Raw genomic sequence first — 16,720 nt, forward strand, 5'->3', positions numbered from 1 at the left:
CCCGGCGTGGCCTCGGCCTCTCATCCGTGCACGAGGGCCCCGGGCGCCGGGAGCTCCGACGCCTTCGGTACGTCCACGGTGCGGCGGGGCACGGACACCACCCGGTGGGCCGGGTCGCGTACCTCCCCCACCAGCATCTCCAGGACGTCCTCCATGGCGACCAGGCCGAGGACCCGGCCCGATCCGTCGGCGACCTGGGCGAGGTGCGTCGCGGCGCGGCGCATCACGGTCAGGGCGTCGTCCAGCGGGAGTTCGGCCCGTACGGTCGCCATCGGGCGCCAGATCTGCTGCGGGACCGCGCGGTCCGCGTCCTCCAGCTCCAGGACGTCCTTGACGTGGAGGTAGCCCATGAAGGGGCCGCCGTCCTCCGCGCAGACCGGGAAGCGGGAGAAGCCGGTGCGTACCGTCAGCTCCTCGATCCGGCGCGGGGTGACCGACGGGTCGACGGTGACCAGGGACGCCCGCTCCAGCAGGACGTCGGCGACGGGCCTGCTGCCCAGTTCGAGGGCGTCCTCCAGGCGTTCCGCGGCCTCCGGTGCGAGCAGGCCGGCCTGTCCGGAGTCCTCCACGAGCCGGTTGAGCTGCTGGCTGGTGAAGACGGCCTCCACCTCGTCCTTCGGCTCGACGCCGAAGAGCCGCAGCACCAGACCGGCGCAGGCGCCGAGCGCGGTGGTGACCGGGCGGCAGAGCCGGGCGAAGGCGACCAGGCCGGGGCTGAGCCACAGCGCGGTCCGCTCGGGCGCCGCCATCGCGAGGTTCTTCGGGACCATCTCGCCGATGACCAGGTGCAGGACGACCACGGACAGGAGCGCGAGGGCGAAGCCGAGGGGGTGGACGAGTCCGTCGGGGACGTGCGCCGCGTGGAAGACCGGCTCCAGGAGGTGGGCGACGGTCGGCTCGGCGACGGCTCCGAGGGTGAGCGAGCAGACGGTGATGCCGAACTGGGCGGCGGCCATCATCTGCGGCAGGTTCTTGAGGCCGTGCAGGACGGTGCGGGCCCGGCCGGACCCCTTCGCGGCCAGCGGTTCGATCTGGCTGCGGCGGACCGAGACGAGGGCGAACTCCGCGCCGACGAAGAACCCGTTCGCCAGCACGAGGAGGGCGGCGAGGAGGAGTTGGAGCAGGCTCATCGCGCGGCCTCCAGCAGGCCCGGTGCGGCCGGTTCCGGCAGGGGGTCGCCCGTCCGGGTGAACCGGACGCGTTCGGCGCGGTTGTGGCCGACCTGGCGGACGGTGATCCGCCAGCCGGGGAGCTCGGCCCGGTCGCCGGGGGCGGGGATGCGGCCCAGGAGTTCCGCGACGAGCCCGGCGACGGTCTCGTACGGTCCGTCGGGGACGTCCAGGCCGCCGCGGCGCAGGGTGTGGACCCGGCAGCTGCCCTCGGCGTCCCACGCGGGGCGGCCGTCCTCGCCGGTGGCGGCGGTCAGCTCGGGGCGGCCGGCCCCTTCGGCGTCGTGCTCGTCCCGGACCTCGCCGACGAGCTCTTCGATGATGTCCTCCAGGGTGACGACACCGGCGGTGCCGCCGTACTCGTCGACGACCACGGCTATCGGCTGTTCGTGGCGCAGCCGCCGCAGCAGGTGTTCCACCGGCAGGGTGCCGGGCACCAGGAGCGGGGCGACGGCGATCCGGCCGGCCGGGGTGCGCAGGCGCTCGTGGGCGGGGACGGCGAGGGCGTCCTTGAGGTGGACCATGCCGACGACCTCGTCGATGCGGTCCCGGTAGACCGGGAAGCGGGAGAGGCCGGTGGCGCGGGTGAGGTTGAGGACGTCCTCGGCGGTGGCGGAGGAGTGCAGGGCGCTGACCTTCACCCGGGGGGTCATGACGTGCTGGGCGGTGAGGCCGGCCAGCGAGAGGGTCCGGACGAAGAGGTCGGCGGTGTCCTGTTCCAGGGCCCCGGCCTCGGCGGAGTGCCGGGCGAGGGAGACCAGTTCGCCCGGGGTGCGGGCGGAGGCCAGTTCGTCGGTGGGCTCGACCCCGAAGAGGCGGACCAGCCGGTTGGCCAGGGCGTTGAGGAGGGTGATGACCGGTCGCAGGAGTGCGGCGAAGCGGGCCTGCGGTCCGGCGACGAAGCGGGCCACCTGGAGCGGCCGGGAGACCGCCCAGTTCTTCGGCACGAGCTCGCCGACGATCATCTGGACGGCGGAGGCCAGCAGCATCCCGACGACGACCGCGACACCGGAGACGGCCCCCGCGGGCAGTCCGGTGGCGGCGAGGGGTGGGGCGAGCAGCTGGGCGAGGGCCGGTTCGGCGAGCATGCCCACCACCAGGGAGGTGATGGTGATGCCGAGCTGGGTGCCGGAGAGCTGGAAGGAGAGTTCGCGCAGGGCGCGGACGACGGTGCGGGCCCGTCGGTCGCCCTCGGCGGCGGCGCGTTCGGCGTCGGGCCGGTCCACGGTGACGAGCCCGAATTCGGCTGCCACGAAGAAGCCGTTGGCGAGGATGAGGAGGAAGGCCGCCGCGAGGAGCAGCAGGGGGGTGGTCATGAGGCCGCCGCCTCCGGGGAAGGGGCGGCGCAGGTACTACCGGACGATCCGTCCATTGCTGGAGGGAGTCACTCCTTGGGTCGCAGGAAGAACCCCGCGGGCCCGGTGGGGCCGTGGTACGGGCGGGGCGGGGCGCACGGGGCGCCGCCGCCCACCAGAGTAGACAAGAAGGCCCCGTGCCGGGCAGGGGCTCAGCCGCCGGTGGGAGTGTCGCCGGCGCCGCGCGCCTCGGCGAGGGAGCGCAGGGCGCGGGCGTCACGGATGGCCTGCTGCTTGGCCAGGCCGGGCTGGATGCCGAGGGCGGGCAGGCTGGTGCCGTCGCTGAGGTCGAGGAAGACCCAGGGGTCGCCGGAGCGCAGGTTGACGCGGAGGATCTCCTCCCAGGCCAGCCTGCGGGTCCGGGTGAGGTTGACGACGGTGACCCCGGTGTCGTCGGCGGCGACCTTGGGCCTGCTGAGCAGGGCCAGGACGCCGAAGAACAGCGCGGCGACGAAGACGAAGCTGGCCCGCTCCCCCGGGTTGAGCCGCTCCAGCATCATCGCGATGACGGTGATGACGAGGAACGTCGCCAGGCCCACGCTCAGCAGGACCACCCGGGTGAGGGTGGGCCGGAAGGTGACCGGCAGGGTGGGGAGTTCGGGCCTGGGCGCGGACATCGGGGTCTTCTCTCGGGAGGTGCGGGCGGCTCAGAGGCGGCAGGCGTGGATGGCCGTGGTGAGGATGGCGCGGGCACCGAGCTCGTACAGGTCGTCCATGATCCGCTGGGCCTCCTTGGCGGCGACCATGGAGCGGACGGCGACCCAGCCCTCGTGGTGCAGCGGGGAGATGGTCGGCGACTCCAGGCCCGGGGTGAGGGCGACGGCGCGCTCCAGGTGCTCGACGCGGCAGTCGTAGTCCATCATCACGTAGGACCGGGCGACCAGGACGCCCTGGAGACGGCGGAGGAACTGCTGCACCTTGGGGTCGTCGGCGGGGGCGCCGGTGCGGCGGATCACCACGGCCTCCGACTTCATGATCGGCTCGCCGATGATCTCGAGGCCCGCGTTGCGCATGCTGGTGCCGGTCTCGACGACGTCGGCGATGATCTGGGCGACGCCGAGCTCGATGGCGGTCTCGACGGCGCCGTCGAGGTGCACGACGGAGGCGTCGACGCCCTCGTCGGCCAGGTGCTTCGCCACGATGCCCTCGTAGGACGTGGCGATCGTCATGCCGGCGAAGTCCCCCGGGCCGGTGGCCGTGCCGGGCTTCGTGGCGTAGCGGAAGGTGGAGCGGGCGAAGCCGAGCTGGAGGATCTCCTCGGCGTCCGCCCCGGAGTCCAGGAGCAGGTCGCGCCCGGTGATGCCGATGTCGAGCTTGCCGGAGCTGACGTAGATCGCGATGTCGCGCGGCCGCAGGTAGAAGAACTCGACCTCGTTGGTCGGGTCGACGAGGACCAGTTCCTTCGACTCCTTGCGCTGCCGGTAGCCCGCCTCATGGAGCATCGCCATCGCAGGCCCGGAGATTGCACCCTTGTTGGGGACGGCGATGCGCAGCATGAGGTCAGGTTTCCTTTGTGCGAAGGGGTTGCGGTACGGGCGGGGTGTGCTCAGAGGTGGGCGTAGACGTCGTCGAGCGAGATCCCGCGGGCGACCATCATCACCTGGACGTGGTACAGCAGCTGGGAGATCTCCTCGGCGGCGGCTTCCTTGCCCTCGTACTCGGCGGCCATCCAGACCTCGGCGGCCTCCTCGACGACCTTCTTGCCGATGGCATGGACGCCCTTGTCCACCAGTTCGGCGGTGCGGGAGGTCGCGGGGTCGCCCTCGGCGGCCTTGAGCTGGAGCTCGGCGAAGAGCTCTTCGAAGGTTTTGTTGGCCATGATGGTCCTCAGAATACGGGGTCGCCGGGGCGCACTCAGCGCCAGGGTTCGCTGACGGTCCGCAGCGTGGCGGCGGTGGCGACGGCGGCGGTGACCGCTTCGTGCCCCTTGTCCTCGTTGGACCCTTCGAGGCCGGCCCGGTCGAGCGCCTGCTCCTCGGTGTCGCAGGTCAGTACGCCGAAGCCGACGGGAACACCGGTGTCGACGGTGACCTGGGTGAGGCCGAGGGTGACGCCCTGGGAGACGTACTCGAAGTGGGGGGTGCCGCCGCGGATGACCACGCCGAGGGCGACGATCGCGTCGTAACCGCGTCCGGCGAGCACCTTGGCGACGACGGGCAGCTCGAAGGAGCCGGGGACCCGGAGCAGGGTCGGCTCGTCGATGCCCAGCTCGTGCAGGGCGCGCAGCGCGCCGTCGACGAGTCCGTCCATGACCTTCTCGTGCCACTGGGCCGCGATCACGGCCACGCGCAGGTCGCCGCAGTTGCGTACGGACAGTTCGGGTGCACCCTTGCCGCTCATGTCTCTCCTGTTGCTGGTTAAGAGGTGTTCGTTACTGGTTGGCGCAGGTAGACGCCGGGGTTCCGTCGAGCCACGGCAGATCGTGGCCCATGCGGTCGCGCTTGGTGCGCAGGTAGCGCAGATTGTGCTCGCCCGCCTGGACGGGCATGGGCTCGCGGCCGGTGACGGCGAGTCCGTGGCGGACGACGGCCGCGGTCTTCTCGGGGTTGTTGGTCATCAGCCGCAGGCTGGTGACGCCGAGGTCCTCGATGATCCGGGCGCCCGCCGCGTAGTCGCGGGCGTCGGCGGGCAGTCCGAGCTCCAGGTTGGCGTCGAGGGTGTCGACGCCGCGCTCCTGGAGTTCGTACGCGCGGAGCTTGGAGAGCAGGCCGATGCCGCGCCCCTCGTGGCCGCGGAGGTAGACGACGACGCCCCGGCCCGCTTCGGTGATGCGCCGCATGGACGCGTGCAGCTGGGGGCCGCAGTCGCAGCGCTGGGACTGGAAGATGTCGCCGGTCAGGCACTCGGAGTGGATCCGGACGAGGACGTCCTCGCCGTCGCCGATGTCTCCGTGGACCAGGGCGACGTGCTCGACGCCGTCGGCGATGGAGCGGTAGCCGTACGCGGTGAAGTCGCCGAACGCGGTGGGCAGCCGGGTCTGCGCCTCGCGGCGGACGGTCGGCTCGTTGCTGCGGCGGTACGCGATCAGGTCCTCGATGGAGATGATCGTCAGGCCGTGCTTGCGGGCGAACGGGATCAGCTCGGGCAGCCGGAGCATCACGCCGTCCTCGCCGGCGATCTCGACGATGGCCCCGGCGGGGCGCAGTCCGGCGAGCCGGGCGAGGTCGACGGCGGCCTCGGTGTGGCCGTTGCGGACGAGGACGCCGCCGGAACGGGCGCGCAGCGGGAAGATGTGGCCGGGCCGGACGAAGTCGCCGGGGCCCGCGACGCCGCCCGCGAGCATCCGCAGGGTGGTGGCGCGGTCGGCGGCGGAGATGCCGGTGGTGACGCCGTGCGCGGCGGAGGCGTCGACGGAGACCGTGAAGGCGGTCTGCATCGACTCGGTGTTGTCCTCGACCATCTGCGGGAGTTCGAGGCGTTCCAGCTCGTCGCTCTCCATGGGCGCGCAGATCAGGCCGCGGCACTCGCTCATCATGAAGGCGACGATCTCGGGGGTGGCCTTCTCGGCGGCGATGACGAGGTCGCCCTCGTTCTCGCGGTCCTCGTCGTCCACGACGACGACGGGGCGGCCGGCGGCGATGTCACGGATGGCCTGCTCGACCGGGTCCAGGGAGAGGTGCTCGGCGAGCGGGTCGTGGTCGGGGTGCAGCCAGGTGGGCTGAGCAGTCATGCCGTGGCTCCTTCCAGAGCGGGTGTCCGCGTACGCAGCCACCAGTCGCGCATGCCCCACAGGACGAGGGCGCCGTAGATGATGTAGACGAAGCCGGAGAAGGCGAAGCCGTTGGCGAAGTTCAGGGGTACGCCGACGAGGTCGACCAGCAGCCAGGCGAACCAGAACTCGACCATGCCGCGGGCCTGGGCGTACATCGCGACGACGGTGCCGACGAAGATGTACGCGTCCGGCCACGGGTCCCAGGACAGCGACGGGAAGGCGGTGAACAGGCCGCCGACGGCGAGGGTGCCGAGCGCGGCGCCGCCGATCAGCACACCGCGCTCGCGCCAGGTGGCGAAGCGGACGGCGATGGAGCCGTCCTGGGCCTGCTGCCTGCCGCGGTTCCAGGACCACCAGCCCCACAGGGCGACGACGATGACGACCAGCTGCTTGCCCGCGCTGCCGGAGAGGTGCGCGGAGGCGAAGGCGACGAGCAGGATCACGCCGGAGAGCAGCTGGGCGGGCCAGGTCCAGATGGAGCGCCGCCAGCCGAGGGCCAGGGCGATCAGGCCGACGATGTTGCCGATCATGTCCGACCATTTGATGTGCTGGCCGAACACGGTGAAGGCCTCGGAGTTGAGCCAGGACGCGGCGTTCATCGCGGGTCCTGCCCGGCCCGGTCCCCGAGCATCCGCTCGACGTACTTGGCGATGACGTCCACCTCCAGGTTGACCGGGTCGCCGGGCTGCTTGTGGCCGAGCGTGGTCAGGGCGAGGGTGGTGGGGATGAGGCTGATGGTGAAGAAGTCGGCCGCCGCCTCGACGACGGTGAGGCTGACGCCGTCGACGGTGATGGAGCCCTTCTCCACGACGTACCGGGTCAGCTCGGGCGGCAGGGAGACCTTGACGATCTCCCAGTGCTCGGAGGGGGTGCGCTCGACGATGGTGCCGGTGCCGTCCACATGGCCCTGGACGAGGTGTCCGCCGAGCCGGCCGCCGAGCGCCATCGGGCGCTCCAGGTTGACCCGGGAGCCGGGGGCGAGCGCGCCGAGGCTGGAGCGCTTCAGCGTCTCGGCCATCACATCGGCGGTGAACTCGCCGTTCTCGGTGTCCACGACGGTGAGGCAGACGCCGTTCACCGCGATGGAGTCGCCGTGCTTCGCGCCCTCGGTGACGAGGGGGCCGCGCAGCCGGAAGCGGGAGGCGTCGGCGAGCTGCTCGACGGCGGTGACCTCACCCAGTTCTTCGACAATTCCGGTGAACACTCAGTTTCCCTTCCGAGCAGGGGCGGGGACGGCGGTGACGCGGAGATCGGGGCCGATCGGCACGGTCTCGGTCACATCGAGGCGCAACGCCTGGGAGATGGTGGAGATTCCGGCGTCGGCGAGGGCGGCGGGGCCCGCGCCGAGCAGGACCGGAGCGAGATAGCCGACGACCTTGTCGACCTTTCCCGCGGCGACGAAGGCGCCCGCGAGGGTGGGGCCGCCTTCGAGGAGGACGGAGCGGACGCCCCTGGTGTGCAGGGCTTCGAGGAGGGCGTCGAGGTCGAGGCCGGGGCCGGTGGCGGCCCGGGGCAGCCGCAGGACGGCACCCTCGGGGAGGTGACCGGCCGGGGCGTTCTCGGCGACGGCGACCAGGGTGGGCGCGGTGGCGTCCAGGACCCGGGCGCCGGGCTGCACGGCGGTGGCGTTCGTGTCGACGACGATCCGCAGAGGCTGGGTGGCGCCGTCGATGCCGCGTACGCCGAGCTGGGGGTCGTCGGTCCGGGCGGTGCCGGAGCCGACGAGCACCGCGTCGGCCTCGGCGCGCAGCCGGTGGACGTCGGCGCGGGCCTCGGGCGAGGTGATCCAGCGGCTGGTGCGGTCGGCGGCGGCGATGCGGCCGTCGAGGGTGGCGGCGTACTTCCACAGGACGTACGGCCGGCCGAGGCGCACCGAGGTCAGCCAGGCGGCGTTGCCCGCCTCGGCCTCGTCGGCGAGGAGGCCCTGCGCCACCTGGACCCCGGCCGCGCGCAGGGTGTCGCCGCCGCCGGTGGCCTGCGGGTTCGGGTCGCCGACCGCGTACACGACACGGCTGATCCCGGCGTCGAGGAGGGCCTGGGCACAGGGGCCGGTGCGGCCTGTGTGGTTACAAGGTTCGAGGGTGACGTAGGCGGTACCGCCACGGGCCCGGTCGCCGGCCGCGCGCAGGGCGTGGACCTCGGCGTGCGGACCTCCGGCGCGCTGATGGAAGCCTTCACCGGCCACGGCTCCGGCGGCGTCGGTGATCACACATCCGACGACCGGATTGGGGCTGGTGGAGCCGAGACCACGGGCGGCGAGCGTGATCGCTCGGCGCATCGCGGTGATGTCGGCTGCGGTGTCCACCGGGTCCTCCTGCCTCTTCGGGCACGGACTCCGGGGCCTGTCGATGACGACAGAGAAAGCGGAAAACCAGCGAGAACGCCGCGAACCCGGGAACGGGAAACGCCAGGAACGCACGGCATCCGGGAGATTCCCGGCCATGCGTCCGCCGACGGCGGCGTACCGATGACAGACCGCCGCGCACTGCCTCCCATCCGGACTTTAACCGTCGGTCCAGGAATTTCACCTGGTCAACCGGCCGCTGGCTGCGGACGGGTCGCGGACTGTAACCGCCGGTTCGGAATTGCACCGACCCCGGAGTGCGCTGCTACTGGTACGGAACCAGTCTGCCACGGACGTCTCTCGACCATGCGGGTGAGCGCTGTGGGCTGGGTCACAGGATTCACGGATCGCGTCACGCGGGGTCACGAAAATCGTGGCGCATCCCTTCGGAACGAACGCGACAACGTAGTCATTCACGAAGTTGAGCCTTAAAGGTCCATACCTATTGACGCACTGGTCTAGTCCTCTTAATCTCTGCGTCACCTCCGAGGTTCGGTCCCACGGTGGGCGCACACCGGGACCCCGACAGACCCACCCCCTTTTCACCAGTTGTGTTCTGCCGACCTCCCCAGGAGGAACGACCACATGCTGTCCCCCACCCGAGCGAGAGCCACGCTCCTCGCCGCCGGCGCCGCCGTCGCCGGGCTGCTGCTGAGTTCCCTCGCCGCAGGCCCCTCGGCCGCCGCCAACCAGAACTCCTGTCGCCCCGACGGGCTTTACCAGACCCCCGGCGTCAACGTCCCGTACTGCTCCGTCTACGACGCCGACGGACGCGAGAAGATGGGCGCCGACCACCAGCGGCGCGTCATCGGCTACTTCACCAACTGGCGTACCGGCAAGGACGGCAAGGACGCCTACCTCGTCCCGGACATCCCGTGGGACAAGGTCACGCACCTCAACTACGCCTTCGCACACGTCGACGGCTCCAACAAGCTCTCGGTCGGCCCCGACAGCGCCGACAACGCCTCCACCGGGATGACCTGGCCCGGTGTCGCAGGCGCGGAGATGGACCCGACGCTCCCCTACAAGGGGCACTTCAACCTGCTGACGAAGTACAAGAAGCAGCACCCGAACGTGAAGACCCTGGTCTCCGTGGGCGGTTGGGCCGAGACCGGCGGCTACTTCGGCCCCGACGGCAAGCGCGTCGACTCGGGCGGCTTCTACTCGATGGCGACCAACGCCGACGGCTCGGTCAACCAGGCGGGCATCAACACCTTCGCCGACTCCGCCGTCGCCTTCATCAAGAAGTACGGCTTCAACGGCGTCGACATCGACTACGAGTACGCCACCACGATGAAGGACGCGGGCAACCCGCTGGACCACACGCTGGCCAACGGCCGCCGCGCGGGCCTGGTCAAGGGCTACGACGCCCTGATGAAGACGCTGCGCGAGAAGCTCGACCGCGCGGGCGAGGCCGACGGCAAGCACTACCTGCTGACCGTCGCCGCCCCCTCCTCCGGCTATCTGCTGCGGGGCATGGAGACGTACCAGATGCAGAAGTACCTGGACTACGTCAACATCATGTCCTACGACCTGCACGGCGCCTGGAACGAGTACGTCGGGCCCAACGCCTCGCTGTTCGACGACGGCAAGGACAACGAGCTGGCTCAGGCGGGTGTCTACACCACCTCGCAGTACGGCGGCCTCGGCTACCTCAACACCGACTGGGCCTACCACTACTTCCGCGGCTCGATGCCGGCCGGCCGGATCAACATCGGCCTGCCGTACTACACCCGCGGCTTCAAGAACGTGCAGGGCGGCACCGACGGCCTGTGGGGCAAGGCGGCCACGACCGACTGCCCGGCCGGCGCGGGGCTGACCAAGTGCGGTGACGGCGCGGTCGGCATCGACAACCTGTGGCACGACAAGGACACCAACGGCAAGGAATCGCCCGCCGGTTCCAACCCGATGTGGCACGCGAAGAACCTGGAGAAGGGCATCGTCGGGGACTACGTCACCGACTACGGCTTCCCCGCGAACACCAAGCTGACCGGCACGTACGCCCGCAAGTACGACTCCACGCTGGTCGCCCCGTGGCTGTGGAACGCCGAGAAGAAGGTGTTCCTCTCCACCGAGGACGAGCAGTCGGTGAAGGCCAAGGCGGACTACGTCGTGGACAAGGGCATCGGCGGCACGATGATCTGGGAGCTGGCGGGCGACTACCAGTGGAACGCGGCGAAGGGGCAGTACGAGACGGGCTCCACGCTGACCACCGCGATGTACGACGCCTTCAAGTCGGCCACCCCGTACGGCGCGAAGCGCTCCACGATCGACCTGCCGACCGAGGCGCTCAACATCGACGTCTCCTTCGGGCAGTTCCCGCTGGGCGACTCCAACTACCCGATCAGCCCCAAGCTGAAGATCACCAACCGGACACAGGCCACGCTGCCCGGCGGTACGGAGTTCCAGTTCGACTACTCCACCTCCGCCCCGGCCAACGCGAAGGACCAGTCCGGATTCGGTACGAAGATCGTCCGCAGCGACCACACGGCGGCCAACAACATCGGCGGCCTGAAGGGCGACTACAACCGCGTCTCGCTGAAGCTCCCGGCCTGGCAGAGCCTGGCCCCCGGCGCCTCGGTGGAGCTGGACTTCGTCTACTACCTGCCCACCTCCACACCGTCGAACTGGACCGTGACCTTCGGCGGCAAGTCCTACTCCCTCGCCGGTGACCTGGCCCGCGGCACCACGGTGGTCGAGCCCGGCACCGGGACCAACCCGACGCCGACCCCGACCCCGGACCCGACCGGACCCACGCCGACCCCGACCCCGACTCAGCCGGGCGGCAGCTGCTCGGCCCCGGCGTGGAACGCGGCCACCGAGTACGGCGGCGGCTCCACCGTCAGCCACGGCGGCCACGAGTGGAAGGCCTCGTGGTGGACGAAGGGCGAGACGCCCGGATCCACCGGTGAGTGGGGCGTCTGGAAGGACCTCGGCGCCTGCTGACCCGTCCAGTATCGTGCGACCCGGCGTGAGCGGTTCTCCCCGCTCACGCCGGGCCTCGCTGTTCTCCCCCGGTAGCCGCCGGGCCGGACCGCGCTCCGGCAGACTGGCCCCATGACGACGATTCTGGTCACCGGCGCCACCGGAACCCTCGGCCGGCAGGTCGCGGAGCGGCTCCGCACGGAAGGGGCCGACGTCCGGGGACTCAGCCGCCGCGCCCCCTCGTACGCCGTCGATCTGCGCGACGGCAAGGGGCTGGACGCGGCGGTCGAGGGGGCGGACGCGATCGTCCACTGCGCCACCACCCCGCGCGGCGGCGACGACCGGGCAGCCGGCTTCCTCATCAACGCGGCGAAGCGGGCCGGGACGCCGCACCTCGTCTACATCTCGATCGTGGGTGTGGAACGGCTGCCGCTGGGCTACTACACGGTCAAGCACCGGGTCGAGCGGATGATCGAGGACTCCGGGCTCGGCGCGACGATCCTGCGGACCACGCAGTTCCACGACCTGGCCCTGCGCATCCTGTCCGGCGCGTCCAGGCTGCCCGTACTGCCGGTGCCCGCCGGGGTGTCGCTCCAGCCGGTCGACAGCGGCGAGGTCGCCGGCCGGCTGACGGCCCTGGCGCTCGGCGGACCGGCGGGCCGGGTGCCCGACCTGGGCGGCCCCGAGGTACGTGAACTGACCGACCTGGCCGGGGCGTTCCTGCGGGCCACCGGCCGCAGGCGGAGGGTGGTGCCGGTCCGACTGGCGGGGCAGGCGTACGCGGGCTACCGGCGCGGTGACCATCTGACGCCCGAACACGCCCTGGGAACCGTGACGTTCGAGGAGTTCCTCGACCGCCGCCACCGGCACCCGGGGTGAGCCGACGCCGTCCGGGCGGCTATCCGCGGGCTCCCGGTTCGGCCGTCCACGGCCTTACGGTCCGGCCGGTCAAACCTCCGGGGCGAAGAGCGCGTCCTGCGCCGCGTCCCGGGCCGTGAGCAGCGCACCGCGCAGCACGGCCCCGTCGCCCAGCGAACCGGCGCGGACCTCGGTGCGCAGCGGCGACATCGTGGCCAGCCGCTCCTCGACCCGGGCGGCGAGCGCGGCCCCGCCCGCATGGCCGACGGCCCCCGCGAGCAGTACACAGCCCGGGTCGAGCACCGAGACGACGGCAGCGGACCCGAGGGCGAGGCGGTCGGCGACCTCCTTCAGGAAGGGCTCGCCCGCCTCCCCCGCCTCCAGGGCGGCCCGCACCGCGTCCACGGCGGCCGCCTCCTCCTGCCCCTCGGCCACGGCCGCCCGGTCCACGAGCCCGTGCGCGGCGGCGAGTTCGCACAGCGCGCCGGAGCCGGCCAGGGAGTGGAACCCGCCCTCGCAGTTGACCGCCGAGGGCAGCCCGCTCACTCCGGGGACCGGCAGGAAGCCGATCTCCCCCGCGCCGCCGGACGCCCCCTGACGCAGCTTGCCGTCCAGCATCACGGCGGCCCCGATCCCCTGGCCCAGCCAGAGCAGGACGAAGGTCTCCCGGTCGTGGGCGGCGCCCTCCCGGTGCTCCGCGACGGCCGCGAGGTTGGTCTCGTTCTCCACCAGGACGGTGGCCGGGAGCCGCCGTTGGAGCTCCCGCACCAGGCCCCGGTGCCAGGCGGGCAGGCCGGAGCTGTCGCGCAGCTCGCCGGTGCCGGGGTCGATCAACCCAGGCGCCCCGATCCCGACGCTGTGCAGGGGTACGGACCCGGCCGCGCGGGCGGTGCGCTCCAGGAGGGCGGCAGCCCGCTCGACGGCGGGTTCGGTGCCGGTGTCACTGCCGATGGGCAGCGAGTCCTCGGCGAGCACCGTCCCCAGCAGATCGGTGACGACCACGCTGACGCTGCCCAGGCGCACGTCGAGCGCGGCGAGATGGGCCCGGTCGGCGACGATCCCGTACAGCTTGGCGTTGGGGCCGCGACGGACGGCTCCGGACTCGCCGACGACCTGGATCAGACCGGCGCCGCGGAGCCGTTCGACGAGGTCGGCGACGGTGGGCCGGGAGAGTCCGGTCAGCGTCTTGAGCTGGGTGGCCGTCAGCGGGCCGTCCTGCTGGAGCAGCCGCAGGGCGAGCCGGTCGTTGATGGCCCGAGCCGTGCTCGGGGATGCGGGCATACCGGGATCCTTCCAGATGGCCGCCCCGCCGTTTTTCCGGGCCGATGAGAATCGACTATTTATCAGGCAGGGTTCCTGATAGTTTACGCCACGCATCGTCGCGAGGAAGCGGCAGAGGCGGTGGAAGCGCCGGCACGGCCGGCATCCGAGGATTCCCAGGGGAGGGGCTCGACGGCATGACGAACGACTCGACCGTCACGGTCTACGGCACGGAGCAGGTGAAGCGGGCGCGGATCGCCGTCGCCGCGGTCTTCACCGTCCACGGGGCGGTGACCGGCAGCTTCGCGACCCGGGTGCCGTGGATCCAGGACCATGCCGGGGTGAGCGCGGGCCAGCTCGGTCTGGCGCTGGCCTTCCCGGCGATCGGCGCGTCGATCGCGATGCCGCTGGCGGGCCGGATCAGCCACCGGTTCGGCGCCCGGACCGCACTGCGGGGGCTGCTGACGCTCTGGACGCTGGCACTGATCCTGCCCGCGCTGGCGCCGAACCTGCTCACCCTCTGCGCCGCGCTGTTCGTCTACGGGGCGACGGCGGGGATGTCCGACGTGGCCATGAACGCGCTGGGCGTCGAGGTGGAGAACCGTCTCGACAAGTCGATCATGTCGGGGCTGCACGGCATGTGGAGCGTGGGCGCGCTGATCGGTTCGGCGGCGGGCACGGTCGCGGCCCACACCGCGACCGACGCCCGGACGCACCATCTCGTCGCGGCCCTGGTGCTCACGGCGCTGGGCCTGATCGCCTGCCGGGACGTCCTCGACATCCAGAGCAGCCCGGACGAGGAGCCGCCGCCGCGGTTCACGCTGCCGCCGAAGTCGGCCCTGATCATCGGGGCGGTCGGATTCTGCGCGGTGTTCGCCGAGGGCGCCAGCCTGGACTGGTCGGCGGTCTACCTGCGGGACGTCCTGGGCAGCTCGGACGGTCTCGCGGCCGCGTCCACCACGGCGTTCGCCCTGATGATGGCGGTGGCCAGGATCGCCGGGGACCGGATCGTCGACCGGTTCGGCGCGGTCCGGACGGTGCGGACCGGCGGAGTGATGGCCACCGCGGGCGGGCTGCTGGTCGTGTTCTCGCCCTCCCCCGCGGCCGCGATGTGCGGCTTCGGGCTGCTGGGCCTCGGCGTGGCGGTCGTGGTCCCGCTGGCCTTCGCCGCGGCGGGGCGCAGCGGGCCGAACCCGAGCCAGGCCATCGCGGGCGTCGCCACCATCACGTACACCTCCGGTCTGATCGCCCCCTCGGCGATCGGCTCGCTGGCCGAGGCGACCTCGCTGGTGGTGTCGTTCGGCGTGGTGACGGTGCTGGCCTTCGGCCTGGTGCTGGGCGCGGGAGTGCTCCGGTCGGCCGACCGGAAGATCGCCGGCTCGGCGGTCGGCGAGGGTACGACGACGAAGAGCGCGGCCGGAAGCTGACGCGGAGCCGCGCGACTGCACGGGAGCTGACGCGGGGCGGGACGGAAGCGACGTACGCGAGGGGAAGGGCGTACGCGACGGGGAGACCCCACACGTACGGGCCTGACGCGGCGGCGCGCGGGGGGTGACCTCCGCGCGGCCGCCGCCGGGCGCACCACTACCATGGCGCTGATCTTTTCCGCAGGTGAACACCGAACCCCGGCTCGCAGACCGGTCGGCACACCGAGCAGACCTTCAGGGAGCAACCATGAGCCTCGGCGTGCGCTGGACCTTGCACGGCGACGGGAAGACCCCCGCCCCCGGGGCGGTGGTCCGCCCCGACGAACGGCTCACCTGGCCCCGTACGTTCGGGCTCGGCGCCCAGCACGTCGTCGCGATGTTCGGAGCGTCGTTCGTCGCCCCGGTCCTGATGGGCCTGGACCCGAACCTCGCGATCATGATGTCCGGTGTAGCAACCGCGATCTTCCTGCTGGCGACCAAGGGCCGGGTGCCCAGCTATCTGGGCTGCTCGCTCTCCTTCGTCGGCGTCGCGGCCACGATCCGGGCGAGCGGCGGGGACAGCGCGACCGTCACGGGCGCGGTGCTGGTGGTCGGCGCTGCCCTGTTCCTGGTGGGTCTGGCCGTGCAGCGGTTCGGCGCGCGGATCATCCACGCGGCGATGCCGCCGGTGGTGACGGGCGCGGTCGTGATGCTGATCGGCTTCAACCTGGCGCCGGTGACCGCCTCGACGTACTGGCCGCAGGACCAGTGGACGGCGCTGGCGGTCATGCTGTTCACCGGGCTCGCCGTGGTGTGCCTGCGCGGCTTCCTCTCCCGGATCGCGATCTTCCTGGGGCTGGTCTTCGGGTACGTGCTGTCCTGGGTGCTGGACCTGGTCTTCGGGAAGATCCACTCCCCGGCCGGCGGGGCGGAGGCCGTCGACCACTGGCGCCTGGACCTCTCGGCCGTCGGCCAGGCCGACTGGATCGGGCTGCCGTCCTTCCACGCGCCCGCCTTCGAGTGGTCGGCGATCCTGGTGGCGCTGCCCGTGGTGATCGCGCTGGTCGCGGAGAACGCCGGGCACGTCAAGGCCGTCGGCGAGATGACCGGCGACCCGCTGGACGACAAGCTCGGCACCGCCATCGCGGCGGACGGCGCGGCCTCCATGCTCTCCACCGCCGTGGGCGGGCCGCCCAACACCACGTACTCCGAGAACATCGGCGTGATGGCCGCCACCCGCGTCTACTCCACGGCCGCCTACTGGGCCGCCGCCTGCTTCGCGCTGCTCTTCGGCCTGTGCCCCAAGTTCGGCGCGGTCGTCGCCGCGATCCCGGGCGGGGTGCTGGGCGGGATCACCGTGATCCTGTACGGGATGATCGGCCTGCTCGGCGCGCAGATCTGGCTCAACGGCCGGGTGGACCTGCGCAATCCGCTCAACCTCGTGCCGGCCGCCGCGGGCATCATCATCGGCGTCGGCGGGGTCAGCCTGAAGATCACCGACAACTTCGAACTGGGCGGCATCGCGCTCGGCACGCTCGTCGTGATCACCGGCTACCACGTCCTGAAGGCCTTCGCCCCGGCCCACCTCAAGACCCAGGAACCGCTGCTGGATTCGGGGACGTCGGCGTACGACGAAAAGCCGGGGCCCGAGGGCCCCGAGAAGAGCTGAGCCGTACGGGAGCGGCCGAGGC

General features: G+C 71.8%; 15 protein-coding genes and 1 riboswitch. Of the genes, 4 read left to right on the plus strand and 11 right to left on the minus strand.

What is annotated here, in order from left to right:
* Positions 1 to 20: 20 nt before the first annotated feature.
* The 10 genes from IE140_RS19480 to ribD all read right to left on the minus strand — a co-directional run bounded on the left by IE140_RS19480 (position 21) and on the right by ribD (position 8,541).
* A complete protein-coding gene (locus tag IE140_RS19480; protein ID WP_150194985.1) occupies positions 21 to 1,130 on the minus strand; it encodes a hemolysin family protein in 1,110 nt (369 codons plus the stop codon).
* Complete coding sequence (locus IE140_RS19485) at positions 1,127 to 2,485, minus strand: hemolysin family protein (protein WP_150194983.1); 1,359 nt, start codon at positions 2,483 to 2,485, stop codon at positions 1,127 to 1,129. Before IE140_RS19485 ends, IE140_RS19480 begins: the two co-directional genes overlap by 4 nt.
* 191 nt (positions 2,486 to 2,676) lie before the next feature.
* A complete protein-coding gene (locus IE140_RS19490) occupies positions 2,677 to 3,141 on the minus strand; it encodes a PH domain-containing protein (protein WP_093439613.1) in 465 nt (154 codons plus the stop codon).
* 30 nt (positions 3,142 to 3,171) lie between these two features.
* A complete protein-coding gene (gene hisG / locus IE140_RS19495) occupies positions 3,172 to 4,020 on the minus strand; it encodes an ATP phosphoribosyltransferase (protein WP_032780983.1) in 849 nt (282 codons plus the stop codon).
* 50 nt (positions 4,021 to 4,070) lie between these two features.
* A complete protein-coding gene (locus tag IE140_RS19500; RefSeq protein ID WP_032768215.1) occupies positions 4,071 to 4,343 on the minus strand; it encodes a phosphoribosyl-ATP diphosphatase in 273 nt (90 codons plus the stop codon).
* 35 nt (positions 4,344 to 4,378) lie between these two features.
* Entirely contained in the window at positions 4,379 to 4,864 is a 486-nt protein-coding gene (ribH, locus tag IE140_RS19505; RefSeq protein WP_003970409.1) for a 6,7-dimethyl-8-ribityllumazine synthase, read from the minus strand.
* 31 nt (positions 4,865 to 4,895) lie between these two features.
* The gene (locus tag IE140_RS19510) at positions 4,896 to 6,194 is read right to left on the minus strand and encodes a bifunctional 3,4-dihydroxy-2-butanone-4-phosphate synthase/GTP cyclohydrolase II (RefSeq protein ID WP_032768214.1); all 1,299 of its coding nucleotides are present in this window, start codon (positions 6,192 to 6,194) and stop codon (positions 4,896 to 4,898) included.
* Positions 6,191 to 6,835 (minus strand): nicotinamide mononucleotide transporter family protein, encoded by a 645-nt coding sequence (locus IE140_RS19515; protein WP_006123140.1) that lies wholly within the window; start codon positions 6,833 to 6,835, stop codon positions 6,191 to 6,193. Before IE140_RS19515 ends, IE140_RS19510 begins: the two co-directional genes overlap by 4 nt.
* Positions 6,832 to 7,440, minus strand: coding sequence for a riboflavin synthase (locus IE140_RS19520; RefSeq protein WP_150194981.1), 609 nt, complete (start codon positions 7,438 to 7,440; stop codon positions 6,832 to 6,834). Before IE140_RS19520 ends, IE140_RS19515 begins: the two co-directional genes overlap by 4 nt.
* Positions 7,441 to 8,541, minus strand: a complete 1,101-nt coding sequence (gene ribD / locus IE140_RS19525) for a bifunctional diaminohydroxyphosphoribosylaminopyrimidine deaminase/5-amino-6-(5-phosphoribosylamino)uracil reductase RibD (RefSeq protein ID WP_150194979.1) — start codon at positions 8,539 to 8,541, stop codon at positions 7,441 to 7,443.
* A 173-nt stretch (positions 8,542 to 8,714) separates the two neighbouring features.
* Positions 8,715 to 8,845, minus strand: a riboswitch (FMN riboswitch).
* A gap of 320 nt (positions 8,846 to 9,165) precedes the next feature.
* Between ribD and IE140_RS19530 the strand changes: the two genes are divergently transcribed.
* Positions 9,166 to 11,526, plus strand: coding sequence for a chitinase C-terminal domain-containing protein (locus tag IE140_RS19530; protein ID WP_150194977.1), 2,361 nt, complete (start codon positions 9,166 to 9,168; stop codon positions 11,524 to 11,526).
* Positions 11,527 to 11,637: 111 nt separating this feature from the next.
* Complete coding sequence (locus IE140_RS19535; protein ID WP_150194975.1) at positions 11,638 to 12,384, plus strand: SDR family oxidoreductase; 747 nt, start codon at positions 11,638 to 11,640, stop codon at positions 12,382 to 12,384.
* 69 nt (positions 12,385 to 12,453) lie between these two features.
* On the opposite strand, the gene IE140_RS19540 is transcribed toward IE140_RS19535, so the two are convergent.
* Positions 12,454 to 13,644 (minus strand): ROK family transcriptional regulator, encoded by a 1,191-nt coding sequence (locus tag IE140_RS19540; RefSeq protein WP_150194974.1) that lies wholly within the window; start codon positions 13,642 to 13,644, stop codon positions 12,454 to 12,456.
* A gap of 176 nt (positions 13,645 to 13,820) precedes the next feature.
* Here IE140_RS19540 and IE140_RS19545 point away from each other — a divergent pair, with 176 nt between their 5' ends.
* Positions 13,821 to 15,050 carry an MFS transporter gene (locus tag IE140_RS19545; RefSeq protein WP_109177893.1) on the plus strand — a complete coding sequence of 410 codons (1,230 nt, stop codon included), beginning with the start codon at positions 13,821 to 13,823 and terminating at the stop codon, positions 15,048 to 15,050.
* A gap of 247 nt (positions 15,051 to 15,297) precedes the next feature.
* Complete coding sequence (locus tag IE140_RS19550; RefSeq protein ID WP_109177894.1) at positions 15,298 to 16,698, plus strand: uracil-xanthine permease family protein; 1,401 nt, start codon at positions 15,298 to 15,300, stop codon at positions 16,696 to 16,698.
* The last annotated feature ends 22 nt before the right edge of the window (positions 16,699 to 16,720 follow it).

The organism is Streptomyces parvus (assembly GCF_014648875.1).
Taxonomy (GTDB): Bacteria; Actinomycetota; Actinomycetes; order Streptomycetales; family Streptomycetaceae; genus Streptomyces; species Streptomyces parvus.

What these genes read in the sequence shown, in the direction of transcription:
- IE140_RS19510 (WP_032768214.1), bottom strand. Translation starts at nt 6,194, where the DNA reads ATGACTGCTCAGCCCACCTGGCTGCACCCCGACCACGACCCGCTCGCC.
- hisG (WP_032780983.1), bottom strand. Translation starts at nt 4,020, where the DNA reads ATGCTGCGCATCGCCGTCCCCAACAAGGGTGCAATCTCCGGGCCTGCG.
- IE140_RS19490 (WP_093439613.1), bottom strand. Translation starts at nt 3,141, where the DNA reads ATGTCCGCGCCCAGGCCCGAACTCCCCACCCTGCCGGTCACCTTCCGG.
- IE140_RS19540 (WP_150194974.1), bottom strand. Translation starts at nt 13,644, where the DNA reads ATGCCCGCATCCCCGAGCACGGCTCGGGCCATCAACGACCGGCTCGCC.
- IE140_RS19480 (WP_150194985.1), bottom strand. Translation starts at nt 1,130, where the DNA reads ATGAGCCTGCTCCAACTCCTCCTCGCCGCCCTCCTCGTGCTGGCGAAC.
- IE140_RS19530 (WP_150194977.1), top strand. Translation starts at nt 9,166, where the DNA reads ATGCTGTCCCCCACCCGAGCGAGAGCCACGCTCCTCGCCGCCGGCGCC.
- IE140_RS19500 (WP_032768215.1), bottom strand. Translation starts at nt 4,343, where the DNA reads ATGGCCAACAAAACCTTCGAAGAGCTCTTCGCCGAGCTCCAGCTCAAG.
- IE140_RS19515 (WP_006123140.1), bottom strand. Translation starts at nt 6,835, where the DNA reads ATGAACGCCGCGTCCTGGCTCAACTCCGAGGCCTTCACCGTGTTCGGC.
- ribH (WP_003970409.1), bottom strand. Translation starts at nt 4,864, where the DNA reads ATGAGCGGCAAGGGTGCACCCGAACTGTCCGTACGCAACTGCGGCGAC.
- IE140_RS19550 (WP_109177894.1), top strand. Translation starts at nt 15,298, where the DNA reads ATGAGCCTCGGCGTGCGCTGGACCTTGCACGGCGACGGGAAGACCCCC.
- IE140_RS19535 (WP_150194975.1), top strand. Translation starts at nt 11,638, where the DNA reads ATGACGACGATTCTGGTCACCGGCGCCACCGGAACCCTCGGCCGGCAG.
- IE140_RS19485 (WP_150194983.1), bottom strand. Translation starts at nt 2,485, where the DNA reads ATGACCACCCCCCTGCTGCTCCTCGCGGCGGCCTTCCTCCTCATCCTC.
- IE140_RS19545 (WP_109177893.1), top strand. Translation starts at nt 13,821, where the DNA reads ATGACGAACGACTCGACCGTCACGGTCTACGGCACGGAGCAGGTGAAG.